At 56.9% G+C, this 22,109-nt stretch carries 17 protein-coding genes and 2 pseudogenes; 12 read left to right on the top strand and 7 right to left on the bottom strand.

Annotated features, from left to right (window positions below; all coding sequences use genetic code 11):
• Positions 1 to 306: 306 nt before the first annotated feature.
• From QMX93_RS22125 to QMX93_RS22100, 6 genes are read left to right on the top strand one after another with little or no spacing between them, the layout of a single operon-like run.
• A complete protein-coding gene (locus tag QMX93_RS22125) occupies positions 307 to 1,401 on the top strand; it encodes an ABC transporter ATP-binding protein (RefSeq protein WP_007912480.1) in 1,095 nt (364 codons plus the stop codon).
• Complete coding sequence (locus QMX93_RS22120) at positions 1,401 to 2,513, top strand: ABC transporter ATP-binding protein (RefSeq protein WP_282357960.1); 1,113 nt, start codon at positions 1,401 to 1,403, stop codon at positions 2,511 to 2,513. Before QMX93_RS22125 ends, QMX93_RS22120 begins: the two co-directional genes overlap by 1 nt.
• Complete coding sequence (locus tag QMX93_RS22115; RefSeq protein ID WP_007912484.1) at positions 2,510 to 3,376, top strand: sugar ABC transporter permease; 867 nt, start codon at positions 2,510 to 2,512, stop codon at positions 3,374 to 3,376. Before QMX93_RS22120 ends, QMX93_RS22115 begins: the two co-directional genes overlap by 4 nt.
• A gap of 9 nt (positions 3,377 to 3,385) precedes the next feature.
• Entirely contained in the window at positions 3,386 to 4,186 is an 801-nt protein-coding gene (locus QMX93_RS22110) for a carbohydrate ABC transporter permease (protein WP_008083745.1), read from the top strand.
• 10 nt (positions 4,187 to 4,196) lie between these two features.
• On the top strand, positions 4,197 to 4,469 hold the full coding sequence (locus QMX93_RS22105) for a DUF2160 domain-containing protein (protein ID WP_053121664.1): 273 nt from the start codon (positions 4,197 to 4,199) through the stop codon (positions 4,467 to 4,469).
• Between the two features lie 48 nt (positions 4,470 to 4,517).
• The gene (locus QMX93_RS22100) at positions 4,518 to 6,260 is read left to right on the top strand and encodes an ABC transporter substrate-binding protein (protein WP_053121662.1); all 1,743 of its coding nucleotides are present in this window, start codon (positions 4,518 to 4,520) and stop codon (positions 6,258 to 6,260) included.
• Positions 6,261 to 7,143: 883 nt separating this feature from the next.
• Here the strand turns inward: QMX93_RS22100 and QMX93_RS22095 are convergent.
• From QMX93_RS22095 to QMX93_RS22080, 4 genes and pseudogenes are all read right to left on the bottom strand, one after another.
• Entirely contained in the window at positions 7,144 to 7,521 is a 378-nt protein-coding gene (locus tag QMX93_RS22095; protein WP_159813916.1) for a type II toxin-antitoxin system VapC family toxin, read from the bottom strand.
• Complete coding sequence (locus QMX93_RS22090; protein ID WP_282357959.1) at positions 7,518 to 7,856, bottom strand: type II toxin-antitoxin system prevent-host-death family antitoxin; 339 nt, start codon at positions 7,854 to 7,856, stop codon at positions 7,518 to 7,520. Before QMX93_RS22090 ends, QMX93_RS22095 begins: the two co-directional genes overlap by 4 nt.
• A 258-nt stretch (positions 7,857 to 8,114) precedes the next feature.
• Positions 8,115 to 9,521: pseudogene (locus QMX93_RS22085) on the bottom strand (heavy metal sensor histidine kinase).
• Complete coding sequence (locus QMX93_RS22080) at positions 9,518 to 10,192, bottom strand: heavy metal response regulator transcription factor (RefSeq protein ID WP_282357958.1); 675 nt, start codon at positions 10,190 to 10,192, stop codon at positions 9,518 to 9,520. Before QMX93_RS22080 ends, QMX93_RS22085 begins: the two are co-directional and overlap by 4 nt.
• A gap of 536 nt (positions 10,193 to 10,728) precedes the next feature.
• On the opposite strand from QMX93_RS22080, the gene QMX93_RS22075 reads away from it, so the two are divergent.
• The 5 genes from QMX93_RS22075 to QMX93_RS22055 all read left to right on the top strand — a co-directional run bounded on the left by QMX93_RS22075 (position 10,729) and on the right by QMX93_RS22055 (position 17,224).
• A complete protein-coding gene (locus tag QMX93_RS22075; RefSeq protein ID WP_282357957.1) occupies positions 10,729 to 11,976 on the top strand; it encodes a TolC family protein in 1,248 nt (415 codons plus the stop codon).
• 49 nt (positions 11,977 to 12,025) lie between these two features.
• The gene (locus tag QMX93_RS22070) at positions 12,026 to 13,213 is read left to right on the top strand and encodes an efflux RND transporter periplasmic adaptor subunit (RefSeq protein ID WP_282357956.1); all 1,188 of its coding nucleotides are present in this window, start codon (positions 12,026 to 12,028) and stop codon (positions 13,211 to 13,213) included.
• A 14-nt stretch (positions 13,214 to 13,227) separates the two neighbouring features.
• Complete coding sequence (locus tag QMX93_RS22065; RefSeq protein ID WP_282357955.1) at positions 13,228 to 16,362, top strand: CusA/CzcA family heavy metal efflux RND transporter; 3,135 nt, start codon at positions 13,228 to 13,230, stop codon at positions 16,360 to 16,362.
• A gap of 262 nt (positions 16,363 to 16,624) precedes the next feature.
• Positions 16,625 to 16,825 (top strand): co-regulatory protein PtrA N-terminal domain-containing protein, encoded by a 201-nt coding sequence (locus QMX93_RS22060; protein ID WP_212544705.1) that lies wholly within the window; start codon positions 16,625 to 16,627, stop codon positions 16,823 to 16,825.
• Positions 16,826 to 16,891: 66 nt separating this feature from the next.
• Positions 16,892 to 17,224 carry a DUF2790 domain-containing protein gene (locus tag QMX93_RS22055; protein WP_282357954.1) on the top strand — a complete coding sequence of 111 codons (333 nt, stop codon included), beginning with the start codon at positions 16,892 to 16,894 and terminating at the stop codon, positions 17,222 to 17,224.
• 170 nt (positions 17,225 to 17,394) lie between these two features.
• Here QMX93_RS22055 and QMX93_RS22050 read toward each other — a convergent pair whose 3' ends face one another.
• Positions 17,395 to 17,799 (bottom strand): hypothetical protein, encoded by a 405-nt coding sequence (locus tag QMX93_RS22050; protein WP_282357953.1) that lies wholly within the window; start codon positions 17,797 to 17,799, stop codon positions 17,395 to 17,397.
• A 167-nt stretch (positions 17,800 to 17,966) separates the two neighbouring features.
• Here QMX93_RS22050 and QMX93_RS22045 point away from each other — a divergent pair.
• Positions 17,967 to 18,146, top strand: a pseudogene (locus tag QMX93_RS22045) (hypothetical protein); the annotation flags it as partial.
• Positions 18,147 to 18,257: 111 nt separating this feature from the next.
• Here the strand turns inward: QMX93_RS22045 and QMX93_RS22040 are convergent.
• Both QMX93_RS22040 and QMX93_RS22035 read right to left on the bottom strand, forming a co-directional pair.
• On the bottom strand, positions 18,258 to 20,966 hold the full coding sequence (locus tag QMX93_RS22040; RefSeq protein WP_282357952.1) for an RHS repeat-associated core domain-containing protein: 2,709 nt from the start codon (positions 20,964 to 20,966) through the stop codon (positions 18,258 to 18,260).
• Positions 20,967 to 20,996: 30 nt separating this feature from the next.
• Positions 20,997 to 22,109 (bottom strand): RHS repeat-associated core domain-containing protein (locus tag QMX93_RS22035; RefSeq protein ID WP_282357951.1); only part of this gene is annotated, 1,113 nt, incomplete at its 5' end.

Below are 22,109 nucleotides of genomic sequence, written 5' to 3'. Positions count from 1 at the left end.
TTATTCGATCCCCTGTAGGAGCTGCCGCAGGCTGCGATCTCTTGATCCTGTTTTTTGACAATCAAGATCAAAAGATCGCAGCCTGCGGCAGCTCCTACAGGGGGATCGGTTCGCAAAAAGCGTTCATAGAGTGTTGTTCACTATTGTTCATTGTCAATCGGCCAACTGTTCAAATGTGTTCAGCAATGAACGCCGTTTCCCCACGCTTTCACCGATTTTCGCGACAAATCAATCACTTAATATTTCTGGCACGAAACTCGCTCCTGTGCACAGGTCGCTTGACTCCAATAATAAAAAGGCCGAGCCATGTCACTCACCCTGGAGCACGTCAGCCGCACCGTCGAGGGCCAGACCTGGATCGACGATGCCTGCCTGAAATTCGAACCCGGTTCGTTCAACGTTTTGCTCGGCCGCACGCTGTCCGGCAAAACCAGCCTCATGCGTTTAATGGCCGGGTTGGACAAGCCCGACAGCGGCCGCATCCTGATGAACGGCGTCGATGTCACCCAGCGTCCGGTGCGTTTGCGCAACGTGTCGATGGTCTATCAGCAGTTCATCAACTACCCGACCATGACCGTGTTCGAGAACATCGCCTCGCCGCTGCGTCAGGCCGGTGTGTCCAAAGAGATCATCCATAGCAAAGTGCAGGAAACCGCGAAGATGCTGCGCATCGAGAAGTTTCTGCAGCGCTATCCGCTGGAGCTGTCCGGCGGCCAACAGCAACGCACGGCCATGGCTCGCGCGCTGGTCAAGGATGCCGAGCTGATCCTCTTCGATGAACCGCTGGTCAACCTCGACTACAAACTGCGCGAAGAACTGCGCCAGGAAATGCGCGAGCTGTTCAAGGCGCGCCACACCATTGCGATTTACGCCACCACCGAACCCAACGAAGCGCTGGCACTCGGCGGCACCACGACCATTCTTCACGAAGGCCGGGTGATCCAGAGCGGCCCGTCGACCTCGGTGTATCACCAGCCGCAAACCGTGCTCGCCGCCGAACTGTTCTCCGAACCACCGATCAACCTGATGCCGGGGCGCATCGCCGGCAACGAAGTCAGCTTCGCCAATTTTGTGCACTTCCCGTTGAACGTCGATCTGCGCCCGGTGGGCGAGGGCGAGTTCCGTTTTGGCGTGCGCCCCAGCCACATCTCGCTGGTGCCGAGCAACGATGACGACCTCGAACTGGCGGTCACCGTCGAAGTCGCCGAGATCAGCGGTTCGGAAACCTTCCTGCACGTGCGCAACGAGCATTTCCTGCTGGTGCTGCACTTGCCCGGCGTTCACGAATACGACGTCGATGCGCCGATCCGCATTTACATCCCGACCCACAAACTGTTCGTTTTCGATGCGCAGGGCCGCCTGGTGCAAGCACCGGGCCGGCGTGTCGCGAGGGTTGCCTGATGGCCGAAATCCGTTTGCAGCACCTCGCCCACAGCTACAGCAAAACCCCGAGCGGCGCGGAGGATTATGCGATCCGCGAGATGGATCACGTCTGGGAGCAGGGCGGCGCTTACGCCTTGCTTGGCCCATCGGGCTGCGGCAAGTCGACCTTGCTCAACATCATTTCCGGATTGCTCAGCCCCTCGCAGGGCCACGTCTTGTTCGACGGCAAAGCGGTCAACGACCTGACGCCGGAGAAGCGCAACATCGCCCAGGTTTTCCAGTTTCCGGTGGTCTACGACACCATGACCGTGTTCGATAACCTCGCCTTCCCCCTGCGCAATCAAGGCATGGCCGAGGCGAAAGTGCACAGCAAGGTGCAGGAAATTGCCGAAGTGCTCGACCTGCAAAACCTCCTGAGCAAAAAGGCGCGCAACCTCACCGCCGACGAAAAACAGAAAGTTTCGATGGGCCGTGGTCTGGTGCGCGATGACGTTTCCGCGATCCTTTTCGACGAGCCGCTGACGGTGATCGACCCGCACCTGAAGTGGAAACTGCGGCGCAAGCTCAAGCAGATCCACGAGCAGTTCAATATCACCATGGTTTACGTCACCCACGATCAACTGGAGGCCTCGACCTTCGCCGACAAGATCGCGGTGATGTACGGCGGCCAGATTGTGCAGTTCGGCACGCCACGGGAATTGTTCGAACGGCCGAGCCACACCTTTGTCGGCTATTTCATCGGCAGCCCGGGGATGAACCTGATCGAAGTGCAGCCGCAACCCGGCGGCGTCGGTTTCGCCTCGACACATTTGCCCTTGTCCGACGCCATGCAGCGACATATCGAGCACGGCCAGTGGAAAAATCTGAAGGTCGGTATCCGTCCTGAATTCATTCACGTGTGGGACGAGCCGTTTGATGACGCGATGCAGGCAAACGTCGTACACGTCGAAGACCTCGGCACCTACAAGATCATGACCCTCGACCTCGACGGCGCGCCGTTGAAAGTGCGTCTGGCCGAAGACAAACCGGTGCCGCAGGGCACCGCGTACATCAGTTTTCCGGCGCAGTGGCTGATGGTTTATGCCGATGAGTTTCTGCTTGAAGCCGACAGCGGCGAGGTGCAGCCATGAACAAGGTGCAGAACAACAAGGCCTGGTGGCTGGTGTTGCCGGTGTTCCTGCTGGTGGCGTTCAGTGCGGTGATCCCGATGATGACCGTGGTCAACTATTCGGTGCAGGACATCTTCGACCAGTCCAGCCGCTACTTCGTCGGTGCTGACTGGTACAAACAAGTGCTGCTCGATCCGCGTCTGCACGACTCGTTGCTGCGTCAGTTCATCTACTCTGCCTGCGTGTTGCTGATCGAAATTCCACTGGGCATCGCTGTTGCCCTGACCATGCCGACCAAGGGTCGCTGGTCGTCAGTGGTGCTGATCATTCTGGCGATTCCATTGCTGATCCCGTGGAACGTGGTCGGTACGATCTGGCAGATTTTCGGCCGTGCCGACATTGGTTTGCTCGGATCGAGCCTCAACGCCATGGGCATCAGCTACAACTACGCGGCCAACACCATGGACGCCTGGGTGACGGTGTTGGTGATGGACGTCTGGCACTGGACTTCACTGGTGGCGCTGCTGTGCTTCTCCGGTTTGCGCGCGATTCCCGACGTGTATTACCAGGCCGCACGCATCGACCGGGCCTCGGCCTGGGCGGTGTTCCGCCATATCCAATTGCCCAAACTGAAGAGCGTGCTGCTGATCGCGGTGATGCTGCGCTTCATGGACAGTTTCATGATTTACACCGAGCCGTTCGTGCTCACCGGCGGCGGGCCGGGTAATGCCACGACCTTCTTGAGTCAGACGTTGACCCAGATGGCTGTAGGGCAATTCGACCTCGGTCCGGCAGCGGCGTTTTCGCTGGTGTACTTCCTGATCATCCTGTTGGTGTCTTGGCTGTTCTACACCGCCATGACGCACTCCGACGCCAACCGCTGAGGCCCGGCCATGAGCAAAAGAAAGCTTATTCCGTTGCTGGTGTACATCCTGTTCCTGCTGGTGCCGATCTACTGGCTGCTGAACATGTCCTTCAAGAGCAACACCGAAATCCTCGGCGGTCTGACCCTTTTCCCACAGGACTTTACGCTGGCGAACTACAAAGTGATCTTCACCGATCCGAGTTGGTATAACGGCTATCTCAACTCGCTGTATTACGTGAGCCTGAATACGGTGATTTCACTGAGCGTGGCGCTGCCGGCGGCCTATGCGTTTTCGCGCTATCGCTTTCTTGGCGACAAGCATCTGTTCTTCTGGCTACTGACCAACCGTATGGCGCCACCGGCGGTGTTTTTGCTGCCGTTCTTCCAGTTGTATTCGTCGATTGGGCTATTCGACACGCACATCGCTGTGGCCTTGGCGCACTGCCTGTTCAACGTGCCATTGGCGGTGTGGATTCTTGAAGGCTTCATGTCCGGCGTGCCCAAGGAAATCGACGAAACCGCCTACATCGACGGCTACAGTTTCCCCAAGTTTTTCGTGAAGATTTTCATCCCGCTGATCGGCTCCGGTATCGGCGTCACGGCGTTTTTCTGCTTCATGTTTTCCTGGGTCGAGTTGCTGCTGGCGCGCACGTTGACCTCGGTAAACGCCAAGCCGATTGCGGCGGTGATGACGCGTACGGTTTCAGCATCGGGTATCGACTGGGGCGTGCTGGCGGCGGCGGGGGTGTTGACCATTCTGCCGGGAATGCTGGTGATCTGGTTTGTTCGCAACCACGTGGCCAAGGGCTTTGCCCTCGGTCGGGTCTGAGGAACTGATGATGGAATGGATGAGTTGGACCACACCCACCGCAGCATTTTTCATCGTCATCGGTCTGCTGCTGGTCGGCATGACTACGTGGGAATTGCGTTCGCCGAGCATCTTGCGGCGAGGTTTTCTACCGATTGCCACCACCCGTGGCGATCGTTTGTTTATCGGTCTTCTCGGCAGCGCCTACCTGCATTTGCTGGTGATTGGCGCCACCGACTGGAGCATCTGGGTGGCGTCCGCGTTGTCCCTGGTGTGGCTGTTGGCTGTGATGCGTTGGGGCTAGTCGAGTCATTCGGCAACCGTGCTCCGAAATCCTAAACAGGAGGTCTCTATGTTCGACAAAAACAATAAGCTGCGACATAGCATTTCATTGGCAGCCATGCTGGCACTCAGCGGTTTGAGCGCCGCCGCGTGGGCCGATGCCTACGAAGACGCGGCGAAAAAATGGATCGGCAGTGAATTCAAACCGTCGACCCTGACGGCTGAACAGCAGCTCGAAGAATTGAAGTGGTTCATCAAGGCTGCCGAGCCGTTTCGCGGCATGGAAATCAAGGTCGTTTCCGAGACCCTGACCACCCACGAATACGAGTCGAAAGTGCTCGCCAAGGCCTTCACCGAAATCACCGGGATCAAGCTCACCCACGACCTGCTGCAAGAAGGCGACGTGGTCGAGAAAATGCAGACGGTGATGCAGTCCGACAAAAATATCTATGACGGCTGGGTCAACGACTCGGACCTGATCGGTACGCACTTTCGCTACGGTAAAACCGAATCGATCACCGACCTGATGGCCAACGAAGGCAAGAACTTCACCTCGCCGACCCTCGACATCAAGGACTTCATCGGCATCTCGTTCACCACCGCGCCGGACGGCAAGATCTATCAACTGCCTGACCAGCAATTCGCCAACCTTTACTGGTTCCGCGCTGACTGGTTCGAGCGCGCCGATCTGAAAGCCAAGTTCAAGGAAAAGTACGGCTACGAATTGGGCGTGCCGGTGAACTGGTCGGCCTATGAAGACATCGCCAAATTCTTCAGCGAAGACGTCAAGGAAATCGACGGCAAGCGCGTTTACGGACACATGGATTACGGCAAGAAAGACCCGTCGCTGGGCTGGCGTTTCACCGATGCCTGGTTCTCCATGGCCGGTGGCGGCGACAAGGGTTTGCCCAACGGTTTGCCGGTGGACGAGTGGGGGATTCGCGTCGAGGACTGCCATCCGGTCGGTTCCAGCGTGACCCGTGGTGGCGACACCAACGGCCCGGCCGCTGTGTTCGCCACGCAGAAATATGTCGATTGGCTGAAGGCTTATGCGCCACCGGAAGCGGCGGGCATGACCTTCTCCGAATCTGGGCCAGTGCCGTCGCAGGGCAATATCGCGCAGCAAATTTTCTGGTACACCGCGTTTACTGCCGACATGACCAAACCGGGCCTGCCGGTGGTCAACGCCGACGGCACGCCGAAATGGCGGATGGCGCCATCGCCACGCGGGCCGTATTGGGAGGAGGGCATGAAGCTCGGGTATCAGGACGTGGGTTCGTGGACGTTCATGAAGTCGACGCCTGAGAAGCAGAAACTCGCGGCGTGGTTGTATGCGCAGTTTGTGACGTCGAAAACGGTGTCGCTGAAGAAAACCATTGTCGGGCTGACGCCGATTCGAGAGTCGGACATCAACTCGCAGGCGATGACCGATCTGGCGCCGAAGCTCGGTGGTCTGGTTGAGTTTTATCGCAGCCCGGCGCGGGTGCAGTGGACGCCGACCGGGACTAACGTGCCGGACTATCCGCGTCTGGCGCAGTTGTGGTGGAGTCATATTGCTGAGGCGGCGAGTGGTGAGAAGACGCCGCAGCAGGCGCTGGATGGGTTGGCCAAGGATCAGGATGCGATCATGACGCGTCTGGAGCGTTCGAAGGCGCAGGCGGTGTGTGCGCCGAAGATGAATCCGGAGCGGGATGCGCAATATTGGTTTGATCAGCCGGGGGCGCCGAAGCCTAAGTTGGCGAATGAGAAGCCTAAGGGGGAGACGGTGAGTTATAACGAGCTGCTGAAATCTTGGGCGGATGCGCGGAAGTAAACATTGAAGCTGGAAAACGGCACTGGGAGGTGCCGTTTTTTTTTGGCTGGTGGTGTACATATCCGTTGCTGCGGGGGTGGCTGGTTAGGGTTCCGCCCTTACGGCGGGTCACTTTTGGCAAACGCCCCAAAAGTAACCAAAAGGTCTGTGCCCTGACGTCCGGCCCTCGCTAAGGCTCGGGTTCCTTCGCTCCGGGTTCATCCGGGGGCATCGCCTACGGTTTGCTTCGCTGCACCTCCTCTCGATGCTTTCCCCGTATGAATCCCTTCACTCAGCCTCCCGACGGGCCCTAAGATCAAAAGCTGCACCCGAGCTTGCGCTCATCGTGTTGAGTGGTGGGAAGCGTGGCGCGATTGGCTATTGATTTTGCTCTTGTAGGAGCTGAGCTTGCTCGCGAATCCGGTCTACCATCCAACATCAAAATTGACTGACCCACCGCTTTCGCCAGCAGGCTGGCTCCCACATTTTTCTGCGATGACCACAGACTCCGCGCACGCCGCAAATCACTGTGGGAGCTTGCCTGCAAGCGATTGCGGCCTACCATTCAACATCGAAATCAACTGACTCACCGCCATCGCTGGCAAGCCGGCTCCCACAGGTTTTTGCAGTGCTCACAAAATTTGGGTACGCCACAAACCACTGTGGGAGCGGGCTTGCTCGCGAAGGCGGTCTGCCATTCAACGACGAAATCAACTGACCCACCGCTTTCGCCAGCAGGCTGGCTCCCACATTTTTTCTGCGGTGACCACAGACTCCGCACACGCCGCAGGTCACTGTGGGAGCTTGCCTGCAAGCGAATGCGGTCTGCCATTCAACATCGAAATCAACTGACCCACCGCTATCGCTTGCAAGCCATCTGCGCTGAGGCTTCTGGGGTATCAGGTCAAACCAAAACAGCCAGGTCGGTGTACCGAGCAACCAAAGGATCAGCCGTGAGCAACTTCATCGGTTCGGTCATTGCTGTGGCCACGATAATGCGGTCAAACGGATCGCGGTGATGGTGCTCAAGATCCTTCACGGCGATGGCGTGTTCTGCAGTCACCGGCAGTTCGATAAAGCCGCTATCAAGGCAAGATTGGCGGACTTCTTCCTGATCAACATTCAGCTTGCCGAGCCCGACCTTGATCGCCATTTCCCAAAAGGTGGCGGCGCTGATGTAGACATCGGCAGCGTTCTCAATCAGTTTTCTGGCTTTGCCGGACAGTCTCGCGTCATCACTGAGCGTCCAGAGCAAAATGTGCGTGTCGAGCAGAAGCCTCATGCTTGAGTGCCCTCAAATGCATCAAGCATGTCATCGGGCAATGGTGAGTCGAAATCGTCGGGCAACACCAGTTTGCCTTTCATTGCGCCAATACGCTGAGCGCTGGGTTTTCCTACGGGAACGAGGCGAGCCATCGCTCGGCCATGCTTGGCAATCGTAATGACTTTGCCAGCAGCGGCATCATCGACGAGTTTGGATAAATTGTTTTTTGCTTCAGCCAGCGGAACGATGATCATCGGCTTACCCCTGTATTCTGGACAAATATAGCCAGAATATTTCAGCACTGCCAATTCATAGACTTCTTCAGCCCATTCGCAAACGATATCCCTGTTCATTTTTTGCCTCTCGTCGATATTCCATCTGCCAAGGCCACCACCATAGAACTACCTACTCAAATCTGGCTGTAGGACAAAACGGAGGTTGCGGCGAGAGCTTTCGGTGTTTGCGTAGGGACGGGAGCAAACCGGTAAAAAGTCGTACGAAAATATCGACCGACACGACCTCCGAAAATCTATGTAGGAGCTGCCGCAGGCTGCGATCTTTTGATCTTGATCTAAAAAACAAGAGCAAAAGATCGCAGCCTGCGGCAGCGCCTACAGGGATGATTCGGTGGTGGAGAAGCCCAGGCGGAACACCGTCATCACCCCCGGCAAGCTCTTAACCTCAGCCACCCCCTGATGCAGGCTCATGATCGAGCGCACGATCGCCAACCCCAACCCGGTGCTGCCCTGCGTTCTTGAGCGGCTGCTATCAACGCGGTAGAAGCGGTCAAACAGATACGGTAGATGCTGCGCCTCGATCCCGGCGCCGGGATTGCTCACTAGCAACGACGTCTGCGTCGTACCTTGTTCTATCAACAACGTGACGGTTTTCCCGTTCGGGCAGTGCCGCAAAGCATTCGACAACAAATTCGAAATCGCCCGCTGAATCATCAGCCGATCACCCAGCACCGTCGCGCTCCCGACCACGTTCAAATGAATGCCCTTGTCCTGCGCCGACAGCGAAAACATCTCCGCCACCTTCGTCACTTCAACCTCCAGCGCCACCGATTCAAACGGCGCCAGCGCCGACGGGTGACTCACTTGCGCCAGAAACAACATGTCGGAAACAATCCGCGCCACACGCTCCAGTTCTTCGGTGCACGACACCAGCACATCCTTGTATTCCTCCACGCTGCGTTCGCGTTAGAGCGTCACTTGCGCCTTGCCCATCAGGTTGTTGATCGGCGTGCGCAATTCATGCGCCAGATCGTCGGAGAACTGCGACAGCTGCTGCACCCCGGCATCCAGTCGATGCAGCATGAAGTTGATGCCTTGCGCCAATTCACTGAGCTCCTGCGGCATGTTCACCACCGACAGGCGATGATCGAGATCCTGAGTCGAGACCATCGCTGCGACTTTGCGAAATTCGCGCATCGGCGCCAGTCCGCGCTGCACCGCGCCCCACGCCGTGAGGCCGATGAACACCAGCAACAGCGGCAAGGCAATCAGCGTCGAGCGCAAGTAGGCGCTGAGTAACGCCTCGTCGTGGGCGTTATCCACCGACAACAGCACCGGCACGCTGTTGCCGTCCTTGAGGCGAATCAGTTTCGAGGCAGTGAGGAATTTCTTCCCTTCCGCGTCGGTGCTGTCGCTGTAGGTCAACTGATCGGTGGTCGCGCGAACCACCTTCAATTCAACCCGTGGCTCGGCCAGTCCCGAGCCGGATTTGAGCAGCGGCGAGCGTTGATTGAGGCGGTCGTAAATGGTCAGCGTGAGGTTGTCATGGCCCATCACCTGATCGAGCAAAATATGTGGTTTACCGCTGATTTCATTGGCGTCGACGTACAACGACAGGCTGTGCTCGACCTGTTGCATCTTCTTTTCCAGACTGTCTCTGGAAAGCGCATTCAGCTCATGGGTCAGGGCGAAATAGGCGAGGATCGCCAGAAACACCACCAGCAGCGCGCCGAGAATGCTCACCGTCAAACCGAGGCGCATCGACAGGCTGGCCGGTTTCATTCGCGCGCCTCCAGCACGTAGCCGACACCGCGCAGGGTGTGGATGAGTTTGCTGTCGAACGGGTCGTCGATTTTTGCGCGCAAGCGGCGGATCGACACTTCGACAACATTGGTGTCGCAGTCGAAATTCATGTCCCACACCAATGAGATGATTTGCGTGCGCGTCAGCACTTCGCCGGACTGGCGCATCAGCAGGTGCAGCAGGGCGAATTCCTTGGTGGTCAGGTCGATGCGTTGCTCGCCACGGAATGCGCGATGGCGGCCCGGGTCGAGTTCCAGATCGGCGACTTTCAGCACCTGCGGCAGCGGAATGTTTTCGCTGCGACGCATCAAGGTGCGTACCCGCGCGAGCAGTTCGGGAAATTCGAACGGCTTGACCAGATAGTCGTCGGCGCCCAGATCGAGGCCACGAATCTTGTCGGCCAGACGTCCCCGCGCGGTGAGCATCATCACCCGCGTGGCGTGGGTTTTGCGCAGTTGTTCCAGCACGCCCCAGCCGTCCAGTTCGGGCAGGTTCACATCGAGAATAATCAGGTCATAGGCCTGTTGTTGCGCCAGGTGCAAACCATCGGCGCCGGTGGCGGCGTGGTCAACCACATATCCACTTTCGGTCAATCCCTGATGCAAGTATTCGGCAGTTTTAAGCTCGTCCTCGACGACAAGGATTCGCATGATCTTTCACCACTTATATTTAATGGGTATTTAATTACAAAGGGCCCTCACCCTAGCGCTCTCCCGGAGGGAGAGGGGACTGAATGGGGGATATTTCAGAACTACGCCGACGTGAAAAAGCTTTACTGAATCCATAATCGACTTGATGTAACAGGTCGATAATTAACGCCAGACACTTCGGTCGGCTCCCTCTACCTCCGGGAGAGGGCAGGGGTGAGGGGAAGTCCGCACAATAAAGGTTGTAGTGGCTACAGGGTCAACTGCCAAGCGCTTTAAAACGGCGCTCTGCGACAGCCTGTCGCAGCACAAACTGCAAAACCCCCATGACATTGATCTACACAAGTGCTGTTCAGCAGATATCTAACCCGCATTTGTTTCCATGTATTACGACAACAGCGTTCGCACTTCGCATCCTAAAACAAAACAACTAGTTCAAACCGTGGATAACGGATTTGTAATGTTCCAGTCACCTTGTCGATAAGTTCAAAACCCTACCGTGGCGGCATCAAAGATTCTTGAATAAAGGAAGTCTGCCATTGTCCGGTTTAATTGAACTGACGGCGCGATCACGCCTGCAAAAAACACTCGGCGGCCTGCTGTTTTTGGCCAGTGCCAGCCTGGCGAATGCCTCGACGCTGACGCTGGATCAAGCCCTGCAAAGCGCCTTCGCCGGTAACCCCGATCTGGCCGCCGCGCAGTGGGAAATCGGCATTGCCGAAGGTGATCGTGTGCAGGCTGGTTTGATCCCTAATCCCGAAGTTTCCTGGGAGGCCGAAGACACTCGCCGCGATTCGCGCACCACGACGATCATGCTCAGCCAGCCGATCGAACTGGGCGGCAAACGCGGTGCACGGATCGACGTCGCCAGCCGCGCGCAGGACGCCGCCGGCATCGAGCTGGAGCGCAAGCGCAATGCCTTGCGCGCCGATGTGATTCAAGCGTTCAACGGCGCGCAAACCGCGCAGCAACGCCTGGATCTGTCTCGGCAATCGCTGCAACTCGCCGAGAAGGGTTTGCGCGTGGCTGACGGGCGCATTGAGGCCGGTAAATCGTCGCCGGTTGAAGGCACGCGGGCGCAAGTGCAGCTCTCGGAAGTACGCCTTGAAGTGAGCCGCGCCGAGCGCGATCAGGCCAACGCTTACCAACAATTGGCGCAGGTGATGGGCGCGCCTTTGCCGGCATCGACCAAGGTGCAGGCACCGACGAAAAGCCTGATGGCTGTTCCACCGCCGACAAAATTGCTAGAGCGTCTGAACGAAACCGCTGAGCTGCGTCTGGCCAAGTTGCAAATCGATCAGCGCGAAGCCTCGTTGGGATTGGAGAAGTCCCAACGCATCCCCGATCTGACCGTGAGCCTCGGCAGCCAATACAGCGAAACCGAGCGCGAACGCGTCAACGTGGTCGGCCTGTCGATGCCGATTCCGCTGTTCAACCGCAATCAAGGCAACGTGCTCGCCGCCGCGCGTCGCACCGATCAGGCACGGGATCTGCGCAACGCCACCGAACTGCGGTTGCGCACCGAAATCCAGACCAGTCTTGAGCAATGGCAGACCGCCAACGGCGAAGTCACAGCGTTCAACCAGACCATCCTGCCCGCCGCGCAACGTGCGGTCGACAGCGCCACGCGCGGCTTTGAAATGGGCAAGTTCGGCTTCCTCGATGTGCTCGATGCGCAGCGCACGCTGATCGCCGCGCGCAGCCAATACATCCAGGCCGTCAGCGAAGCTACCGACGCCCGCGTACGCATCGAACGGATCTTCGGCGAGCTCGCCGTCAGCCCTTGAATTTCATCTTTTTGAGCACTGCGCGATGGCACGGCGCAGAGGAGTTTCCATGGACAAAAAATTGATTGTGGTCGCTGCGGCGACATTGGCGTTGGGCATTGGTGTGGGCTCGATGTGGTCGGGCACTGCCTCCATCGACGCGCATGCCGATGAAGCGGCGGATCACGCCGATCACGCTGAAGAAGGCGCTGCGGCTGAGCATGGCGAAGAAGGGCACATCGAATTGAGCGCCGAGCAAATCACCGCTGCCAGCATTCAATTGGCTGAAGCGAAACCGCAAAACATCAGCCTCGGCTTGCCGTTCCCCGGCGAAGTGCGTTTCGACGAAGACCGCACCGCCCACGTGGTGCCGCGTGTGCCGGGGGTGGTCGAGGCAGTCTCGGTCAACCTCGGGCAGACGGTGAAGAAGGGCCAGTTGCTGGCGGTGATTGCCAGTCAGCAGATCTCCGATCAGCGCAGCGAACAAGCGGCGGCGCAACGGCGTTTGGCGTTGGCGCGCACGACCTATGAACGGGAGAAAAAACTCTGGCAGGACAAAATCTCCGCCGAGCAGGATTTCCTCTTGGCGCGCCAAGCGTTGCAAGAGGCGGAAATCGCCGTAAGCAATGCGCGGCAAAAGATCAGCGTGCTCAGCGGCAGCGTGGTCGCCACCGGCGGCAATCGCTACGAATTGCGCGCGCCGTTCGACGGTGTCGTGGTGGAAAAGCACCTGACGCCGGGTGAGGTGGTCGATGAAACCACGGCAGCGTTCACGCTCTCGGATTTGTCGCGGGTGTGGGTGACGTTCGGCGTTTCACCGAAGGATTTGACCAAGGTGCAAGTGGGTAAAGCGGTCACCGTCAGTGCGCCGGAATTGAACGCGGAAGTCGTCGGCAGCGTGGCCTATGTTGGCAGTTTGCTCGGCGAACAAACCCGCACTGCAACCGTTCGCGTGACCCTGGAAAACCCGCAAGGCTCATGGCGCCCCGGTCTGTTCGTCACCGCGCTGGTCGCTACCGAGAGCCGCGAAGTGAAAGTCGCCGTTCCGGAAACCGCAATCCAGACCGTCGAGGACAAACCTACGGTGTTCGTGCGCACCGACGATGGTTTCGAAGCGCGCCCGGTTGAGTTGGGCAGTCGCGCGGCCGGCCAGGTGGAAATCACCCAGGGGCTGGAACCCGGCGTGCAAGTCGCCAGCGCCGGCAGCTTCGTCCTCAAATCGGAACTGGGCAAAGCCTCAGCCGAGCACAGCCACTGATCCGGAAGACTCCCATGTTCGAACGCCTGATCCAGTTTGCCATCGAGCAGCGCATCATCGTGCTGCTCGCCGTTCTGCTTATGGCCGGCCTCGGTATCGCCAGTTATCAAAAACTGCCGATCGACGCCGTGCCCGACATCACCAACGTCCAGGTGCAAATCAACACCGGCGCTGCCGGGTTCTCGCCACTGGAAACCGAGCAGCGCATCACCTTCCCGATTGAAACGGCAATGGCCGGTTTGCCGGCGCTGGAGCAGACCCGTTCGCTGTCGCGTTCGGGCCTGTCGCAGGTGACGGTGATCTTCAAGGACGGCACCGACCTGTTCTTTGCCCGTCAGTTGGTCAACGAGCGTTTGCAGATCGCCAAGGAGCAATTGCCCGAAGGCGCAGAAGCGATGATGGGGCCGATTTCCACCGGTCTTGGCGAGATTTTTCTGTGGACGGTTGAAGCGAAGGAGGGCGCGCTCAAGGACGACGGCACAAGCTACACGCCGACCGATTTGCGGGTGATTCAGGACTGGATCATCAAGCCGCAATTGCGCAACGTGCCGGGCGTGGCCGAGATCAACACCATCGGCGGTTTCGCCAAGGAATATCAGATCGCGCCGGATCCGAAACGGCTGGCGGCGTACAAACTGACGCTCACCGATCTGGTCACGGCGCTGGAGCGCAACAACGCCAACGTCGGCGCCGGGTACATCGAGCGCAGCGGCGAGCAATTGCTGATTCGCGCACCGGGGCAAGTGGCGAGCACCGAGGACATCGCCAACATCGTCATGGCCAATGTCGACGGCACGCCGATCCGCGTGAAGAACGTGGCGACGGTAGAAATCGGTCGCGAATTGCGCAGCGGCGCGGCCACGGAAAACGGTCGTGAAGTGGTGCTCGGCACGGTGTTCATGCTGATCGGCGAGAACAGTCGAACGGTCTCGCAAGCGGTGGCCAGCAAGCTTGAACAGATCAATAAATCACTGCCGGAAGGCGTGATCGCCGTGCCGGTTTATGACCGCACGCACCTGGTCGACAAAGCCATCGCCACGGTGAAAAAGAACCTCATCGAAGGCGCGATTCTGGTGATCGCGATTCTGTTTCTGTTCCTCGGCAACATCCGCGCCGCGCTGATTACTGCGATGGTGATTCCGCTGTCGATGCTGTTCACCTTCACCGGGATGTTCAGCAACAAAGTCAGCGCCAACCTGATGAGTCTCGGCGCACTGGACTTCGGGATTATTGTCGACGGTGCGGTGGTAATCGTTGAAAACACCCTGCGGCGATTGGCCCATGCGCAGCAGCATCATGGGCGTTTATTGACCCGCGCCGAGCGTTTCAAGGAGGTGTTTGCGGCGGCGAAAGAAGCGCGGCGGCCGCTGATTTTCGGGCAGTTGATTATCATGGTCGTGTACCTGCCGATCTTCGCGTTGAGCGGTGTCGAAGGGAAAATGTTCCATCCGATGGCGTTCACTGTGGTCATCGCTTTGCTCGGCGCGATGCTGTTGTCGGTGACCTTTGTGCCGGCGGCGATTGCGTTGTTCGTGACCGGCAAAGTCAAGGAAGAAGAGGGCGCGGTGATGCGCGGTGCACGCCGCGTTTATGCGCCGGCGCTGGCCTGGGTGATGAGTCATCGCGCTGTCGCGGTGAGCGCTGCGTTGGCTGTGATCGTGCTCAGCGGCGTGCTCACCAGTCGCATGGGCAGCGAGTTTGTGCCGAGCCTCAGCGAAGGGGATTTTGCCCTGCAAGCGCTGCGCGTGCCGGGCACCAGCCTGACGCAATCGGTGGATATGCAGCAGCGACTGGAGAGGGTGATTCTGGCGAAAGTGCCGGAAGTCGAACGCGTCTTCGCTCGTACCGGTACTGCCGAAATCGCTTCCGATCCGATGCCGCCGAACATCTCCGACAGCTACGTGATGCTCAAGCCGAAAGAGCAGTGGCCGGATCCGCGCAAGTCGCGCGAAACCTTGATGGCCGAGTTGCAAGCCGCTGCCGCGACCTTGCCGGGCAGCAACTATGAGCTGTCGCAGCCGATTCAGTTGCGCTTCAACGAACTGATTTCCGGCGTACGCAGCGATGTCGCAGTGAAGGTGTTTGGCGATGACATGGACGTGCTCAACGCCACGGCGGCGAAGATTGCCGCAGCCATGCAAAAGGTCAACGGCGCGTCTGAAGTCAAGGTTGAACAAACCACTGGCTTGCCGGTGCTGACCATCAATATCGATCGCGACAAGGCGGCGCGTTATGGGCTGAATGTGGGGGATGTGCAGGACACGATTGCCGTTGCGGTGGGCGGGCGGCAGGCGGGAATTTTGTATGAGGGCGATCGGCGTTTCGACATGGTTGTGCGTTTGTCCGATGCGATGCGCAAGGACATCGACGGGCTCTCGGCGCTGCTGATTCCGGTGCCTTCTGTGAATGGCACGGCGAGTCAGATCGGTTTTATCGCCCTCAAGGAAGTCGCCAGCCTCGACCTGGTGCTCGGCCCGAATCAGGTCATCCGCGAGAACGGTAAACGCCTGGTGATCGTCAGCGCCAACGTGCGTGGGCGTGACATCGGTTCGTTTGTCAGCGAAGCCGGCGCAGTGATTGAGCGTGACGTGCAGGTGCCCGCTGGTTACTGGACGAGTTGGGGCGGCCAGTTCGAACAACTGCAATCGGCGGCCAAGCGTTTGCAGATTGTCGTGCCGGTGGCGTTGCTGTTGGTGTTTGGGTTGTTGTTCATGATGTTCAACAATCTGAAGGATGGACTGCTGGTGTTTACCGGGATCCCGTTTGCGCTGACCGGCGGCGTGATGGCGCTGTGGCTGCGGGATATTCCGCTGTCGATTTCGGCGGGCGTAGGGTTTATCGCGCTGTCGGGTGTGGCGGTGCTGAATGGCTTGGTGATGATCGCGTTTATTCGTAATTTGCGCGAGGAGGGGCGTTCGCTTTCCGATGCAATTAACGAAGGTGCACTGACACGCTTGCGGCCGGTGTTGATGACAGCGCTGGTGGCGTCGCTGGGCTTCATCCCGATGGCCCTCGCGACTGGCACCGGTGCCGAAGTGCAGCGTCCGCTGGCGACCGTGGTGATCGGTGGAATTCTCTCCTCGACGATCCTCACACTGCTGATCTTGCCGGCCCTCTACCAGCTCGCCCATCGCCGGGATGAGACCTGATGCAGTTCATCAGGCTTGCAGCTAAACCTGTGGCGAGGGGATTTATCCCCGTTGGGTCGCGCAGCGGCCCCAGCTCTTCATCCGGAAAAGCGGGGCCTGCTACGCAGTCCAGCGGGGATAAATCCCCTCGCCACAAGGGTTTTTTTCAGCCTGGGGATTTGGCTGTTTCGGCAGATAACGGATCTGTAATTTCCCCGCCACCGTCACGAAAGGTTCACCTTGTTACCTTGATCCCGTCAGCTACTTAAACGAGGAATCAACCATGAAACTAGCCCAACTCAGTGCTTTCGCAGCCGCGCTCGCGGTGTCTTCCCTGGTCATGGCCGAAGGTGGCGGTGACCGCACGTTCGCAAAAATGATGGCCGCCAACGACCGTTCCGTCGAACTGTTCGTCGCCAAGGAACAGGCCCGCGACCCTGTCGTGTTGAACGAGAAAAAAGACGAGAAAACCAAAGCGCTGTAAGCGTTCGGAACGTGACCAAGCCTGTCATCGACTGCCGATGCCGGGCTTTTCGATGAGGCAATGGACATGAAGATTTTTAAACGGATAGCGTTCGCTGCAGCGATGGCGGTGTCAGTGAATGCACTGGCCGAGGGCGGCGGTGATCGCACCTTCGAACGCGCGCTCAGCGCCAACAGCAAAGCCATGGAACAGTACGCCGCCAGCCAAGGCAAAGCGCCGCCGGTGGTGAAGGATTACGCGTACGGGATGAAGCTCGACGTGGTCAAAGTGGTGAGCGTGGTCAAGCCCGAGGCGGCCTGCGCCGTGGTGCCGACGGCGATGACATACGAAGATTCGAAGGGACAGCTCAACACAATCAAATACAGCGTGGCGGGCGTGTGTCGCAACGGCGGAACCTGAAAAACCCCCACGATCCCCTGTAGGAGCTGCCGGAGGCTGCGATTTTTTGATCTTGGTTTTTAAGATCAAAAGATCGCAGCCTTCGGCAGCTCCTACAGTGAACGTATTTTAATTCGGCATCAATTCTGGCTCTATGCCACTGTTTATAACGAAAATGAAGGGGTTGGTTGTTAAATGTCTTGAATATCAAATGTGCCCTTAAGCTCGATTTTTTCGTTGGGATCCGTGGTGCCAGCCAGTTTTATATGAAACGTGCCTGTGACTCTAGAAAGGCTTGATTCAGTTAACGCTAAGTCACCTTGGAAAACAATAAATTGTGTGTTGATGATCCCTGGGCCTGGAAGCTGGCTCGTGAGTCGTCCTCCTGTGAAATTCCCTTTGTCAAATTGATACTCTCCTGGTGGAGTGCCTTTTTTAAATTTCAGTTCGAGTTTGCGTGCACCCTGGCTTCCGGTCACGTTGTCGCTGCTGTAAGTCACTGTATCGCTGGTCAAGTACGGCTTGCTGTCGTGTGTGGTAATAGCTTTAAAGTGGCCAGTCAACGACGTGGTAGAGATTTCAGTAGAGTTGCTCATGTCTATTCCTTGGCGTAATGAATATATTGAGCCGCTTCTAAAAGCAGCCGTTCGATAGTATCGATATTTTTATTCGGTGATCTACTGTCAGAGTTGACAGTAGACTCTTGGACGTTTTTCTGAGTTGCTCAGTGTTATATCGATTTCTGTGGAGCGCATTTGCCCTCAGCGAATTCTTACTGGCCAACGCCTGCGAATCCCTCGCCTCGGCCACCGTCATGCTCGGTGACTTCGCAGCCTTGCTCAAAGGCACGCATCGCAAGACCCTGCTGGGTATTGCGCAAGTGGTCATGCTCGGTGAATTGGCGGTAAACAAGGCACTGGATAACGTCGATCCCGCTGCCTAACCCCTGTAGGAGTGAGCCTGCTCGCGATGGCGGTAGGTCAGGCAATGAAGAAGTTGTCCGTGCCGACGTCTTCGGGAGCAAGCTCGATCTCGAATGCAAACAAAAACATTCCTAGGGGGAAATAGCAGTTTGTCGGAGAGCATTCTTTATCTGAGATTCTTTCAATCTATATATTGGATATACCGCAAACGTATCTGCATTGCCCAATTGCTCGCTTTCAAACGATCTGATGACGTTGAAAACGGTTTTATGTTGTACGTGGGTTTGGTCGACTACGGTTGCCAGCCCTTTGATTGCTTTGCTGACATCGTTCTCGGATTGTTTACTTGAGAGCTCAAGGGGGTAATAGAAAAAGTCTGCTTTTTTAAGGAATATATGAAAGAGCTCGTGGCCAACGACTCTTGCTTGGCCAAGTACATTTAAATTTCTGAATTTGGCCCCTCTGATGAATATTCGCTGATAAGGATCGTTGCCGTGCATGAAAGCGATGTAGTCGTGTAAGTTTTCACGTTTGTTTTGAATATAAGCAACCTGGTCGTAAAGATCCCCGGATTGTTGATATCGTGGCATTTCTTTAAGGATGGCGTTGTAATTTGTTTTGTATTTTTCAATGATTCTAATGGTCTTGTTTTCTGAGGTCTGGCGGGCTTTATAACCCAGTAAGTATCTTCTGAATGTTTCAGTGTTGCCACTTTCTAATTCGTCAGTCGTCTCTTTAAGTAGCTGACTAAATAAGGTGATCGCTGAATTAAACATGTGCGATAATTCAGTGTGCTGAGCTGTAAGGGTGTCCGTGTTTCCTCGGTATTTAAAGTGATAGCCGTTCTTTTTCTTGGTGTATAGCTTTTCGATTCTGTCGTTTGTCCCTCTATACACCAACCCTTGATCATCATATCCACTGGAAGGATTGTTCTTAACGAAACTATAGATATTAAGGCCATCAACCGTCCCTGCTGGATCCGGATTTGGCCAGCGCTGCAACCACGGGATGTAATACCTGAATCCATAGTAATAAAGCCCCGTCGCATCCCGCTCTTGCCCCGAATAACGCACGGTTTTGTAACTCGCCTCAACTTCACCGCGCCCGGCAAACCATGCGGTCGTGCCAAACGGGTGATAGCGCTCCTGGCTGATGATGTCGCCTGAGCTGTCCAGTTCGAGGGCGCAGGAACCGAGATGATCATTGAGGCTGTAGCGGTATTGATCGTTGGCGATGTCTTTCGGCGGCTCGGATTCCCAATGCAAAACCCGCACGTTGCTGCGTCCGGCTTGAACGGTGATCACCTGCAACGCTTCCCCCGTGCCGCTGTGGGTGCGCAGCTCTAGTCCAGGCAGATAACGAACTTCCGAAATCAGCGTTCGGGCGTTGGTCTGTGTAGAGCGCACTTTACGAACGCGCATACCGTCGGCGCCGTAAACGTAACGCTCACGGTCATTCGCCACGGGGCTGACTTCGCGCAATTGGTTACGCAGATCCCAACGCAAAACCTGCCCCGGTTGAAGGTTGAGCAAATTGCCGTTGGCATCGAAACTTTTTCGCAAGTCCTCTTCGCTCGGTTCCACGCCATTGATCACCGGCAAACACCGATTGCTCTGCGCAGCCGCCACCAGTCGATGACTGTGACTCTGCGGCCCGTCATGCGTCAGTTCCAGCAAGTTACCGCCATGGTCATAGCGGTAGGTTTGCGAATAATTGGCACACGATGCCGGATCGTCAAACCGCGAAAATGCCGGGCCTTGATTAGAACCGCCAGCCTCCCATCCCGTCGCTTTGATCAACTGATAGAGGCTGTTGTAAACGTAACGGTTGATCGGTTCGATCTGCTGATTGGCAAAGTAGCGAATGGGCAGAGCGGCGTCTTCGATGCTGACCACGTTGCCCACCGGGTCGTAGTCATAGCGCAAATCTTGCAGAGCGTCGCTGCCACGTTTGGCCTGAAGTCGTGTCAGGCGACCATCCTCAACGGCGTATTCCAGCGAGGTGATCACGCCGTTGCCGGCCGTTTCCCGCACCCTCTGACCGAGGGCGTTGTACTGGATGGCGCTGACCAATACCTTCGGCGCGACGTCCTTTGCCAATTGCAGACGAACCTCGCACAACTGGCCGGCGAGGGTCTGGCTGAAAAACTGTCGGTTACCTCTGGCGTCAGTTTGTTCGATGACTTCGCTCAGTGCATTGAACCGCGAACGGCTTGTGGCCTCGGTGCCCGGCTCAAGCAAAGTCTCACGTTCAGGCACTGGCTCAGGCCAGTCGGGCACTTCAAGTGCGAGCAGATAATGCCGGGTTAACATCAGAACTTCACCCGCCAAGCCAAACTGTTCGAATCGCAGAGCTCCAGCCGACTCATCGTGGCGGATTAACTGCCCGCACTGGTTTCTCTCGGAAAATGCTGAATCAGCCCAGCCATATTCGTAGCGTTCGGTGCACAACAACGCATCATCATTCGCCTGCTCAAATACCGCGATCGGGCGAAGAAGGTTGTCGTATCCCGCTTGACGCTGACTTCCCCTTGCATCGCATCCCCAAATACTCTGACCCGCCGCCCCGAAAAGATCGACACGCCATCCGGCATCAACACTGACGGTGCTCAACGCCTTTCCGGACAGCGAATACGTCGACACCAGGTTGGCAGATGCAGCAGGATCCTTCATCAATCGTGGATCCTGCTGGGCCGTTATCCTTCCCGCCGCATCACGCTGTTGAACGGTTTTCCTTGCCTCATGCTTGCTGAGATCTTGCTGCCAATAGGCAATCTGCCGCACCACCATGCCACGGCTGTCGATGGCTGTGCAGTCTGGGGTTAGCTTATCGACGCTCATGCGCGTCCCTGACGAAATGCGCACCGGCCGTTATCGCCTGAGAAATCCGGCAGTCACTTTCGGGAGTGGCATATGCGTAGGCTCATGCGTCACCTTGGCGCCAAGCCTACCCGGCACTTTCAAGTCATCGCTGTTCGTAGAACCAAACATAACGTCCTTCAATGGCATGTCTTTGTTGGCTTTACTCAAGCTTTTAATCGTCATGAAGGTGCGGGTGACCTGCAAAATCGGAATTGCCTCTTTTCCAGGCTGATTGCGAAAGTTTTCTCTCACTTCAGGACGGGTGAGAGGGTGAAGAACAACACCACTGACAAACGCTCTGTGGGTACTGGAGTCTGGTTGACTCATGGATATTTTCTGCACGGCCAATAACTGGTGATTAGCAAAATCTGGTTTTACATGCTGCACCAGCGCGAAAAAACGGTCTTTATTCGTGCTTGAAGCCGCCGCGCTATCACCTTGGTAGGCCTCTTTAGCAAAAACATGCATACGCTCTGCATGTTTTGCGGCTGCCATCATCGATTCGTGCAGTGGGGACTTGCCTTTACCACTGCTGTATTCAATGCGCGCCAGTTCATCGTACTTCTTCTGAAATCCGGCCAGCGTCTCGATTACCTGTTCGCCTGCCAATGAAGACTCTGCTGCGCCGACTTCCAAAATTTGATAGTCAAATGTTTCGGAGTAACGACCAGTCGCTTTGTTAAAACGCTGCAATGTTGTCGCTGTCAGTCCTTTGTCGAGCGCGTGTTTGGCCCAACCTTGAGCCGAGAGGTCAAGACTGTGGAATGTTGCGCCGAAGAAGTCTTCACCCTGCAAACCCCGACGATCGCGAAGTCTCACTGGATTATTTCGCACCATCACATAGAAATTCAGACCATCACTCGATCCCGCGGGATCCGGATTCAGCCAACGTTGCATCCACGGCGCGTAATACCTGAAACCATAATAATAAAGCCCCGTGGCATCCCGCTCTTGCCCCGAGTAACGCACGGTTTTGTAACCCGCTTCGATTTCGCTGCGCCCGGCAAACCATGCGGTCGTGCCAAACGGGTGATAGCGCTCCTGGCTGATGATGTCGCCTGAGCTGTCCAGTTCGAGGGCGCAGGAACCGAGATGATCATTGAGGCTGTAGCGGTATTGATC

This window comes from Pseudomonas sp. PS01303, from assembly GCF_029959385.1.
Taxonomy (GTDB): Bacteria; Pseudomonadota; Gammaproteobacteria; order Pseudomonadales; family Pseudomonadaceae; genus Aquipseudomonas; species Aquipseudomonas rustica.
Note: the sequence above shows the minus strand (reverse complement) of the source record. Positions and strands in the feature narration are given on the sequence as shown.

Bases quoted from the DNA above. Each gene is read 5' to 3' on its own strand.
- QMX93_RS22125 (WP_007912480.1), top strand. From the start codon at position 307: ATGTCACTCACCCTGGAGCACGTCAGCCGCACCGTCGAGGGCCAGACC.
- QMX93_RS22120 (WP_282357960.1), top strand. From the start codon at position 1,401: ATGGCCGAAATCCGTTTGCAGCACCTCGCCCACAGCTACAGCAAAACC.
- QMX93_RS22115 (WP_007912484.1), top strand. From the start codon at position 2,510: ATGAACAAGGTGCAGAACAACAAGGCCTGGTGGCTGGTGTTGCCGGTG.
- QMX93_RS22110 (WP_008083745.1), top strand. From the start codon at position 3,386: ATGAGCAAAAGAAAGCTTATTCCGTTGCTGGTGTACATCCTGTTCCTG.
- QMX93_RS22105 (WP_053121664.1), top strand. From the start codon at position 4,197: ATGGAATGGATGAGTTGGACCACACCCACCGCAGCATTTTTCATCGTC.
- QMX93_RS22100 (WP_053121662.1), top strand. From the start codon at position 4,518: ATGTTCGACAAAAACAATAAGCTGCGACATAGCATTTCATTGGCAGCC.
- QMX93_RS22095 (WP_159813916.1), bottom strand. From the start codon at position 7,521: ATGAGGCTTCTGCTCGACACGCACATTTTGCTCTGGACGCTCAGTGAT.
- QMX93_RS22090 (WP_282357959.1), bottom strand. From the start codon at position 7,856: ATGAACAGGGATATCGTTTGCGAATGGGCTGAAGAAGTCTATGAATTG.
- QMX93_RS22080 (WP_282357958.1), bottom strand. From the start codon at position 10,192: ATGCGAATCCTTGTCGTCGAGGACGAGCTTAAAACTGCCGAATACTTG.
- QMX93_RS22070 (WP_282357956.1), top strand. From the start codon at position 12,026: ATGGACAAAAAATTGATTGTGGTCGCTGCGGCGACATTGGCGTTGGGC.
- QMX93_RS22065 (WP_282357955.1), top strand. From the start codon at position 13,228: ATGTTCGAACGCCTGATCCAGTTTGCCATCGAGCAGCGCATCATCGTG.
- QMX93_RS22060 (WP_212544705.1), top strand. From the start codon at position 16,625: ATGAAACTAGCCCAACTCAGTGCTTTCGCAGCCGCGCTCGCGGTGTCT.
- QMX93_RS22055 (WP_282357954.1), top strand. From the start codon at position 16,892: ATGAAGATTTTTAAACGGATAGCGTTCGCTGCAGCGATGGCGGTGTCA.
- QMX93_RS22050 (WP_282357953.1), bottom strand. From the start codon at position 17,799: ATGAGCAACTCTACTGAAATCTCTACCACGTCGTTGACTGGCCACTTT.
- QMX93_RS22040 (WP_282357952.1), bottom strand. From the start codon at position 20,966: ATGAGCGTCGATAAGCTAACCCCAGACTGCACAGCCATCGACAGCCGT.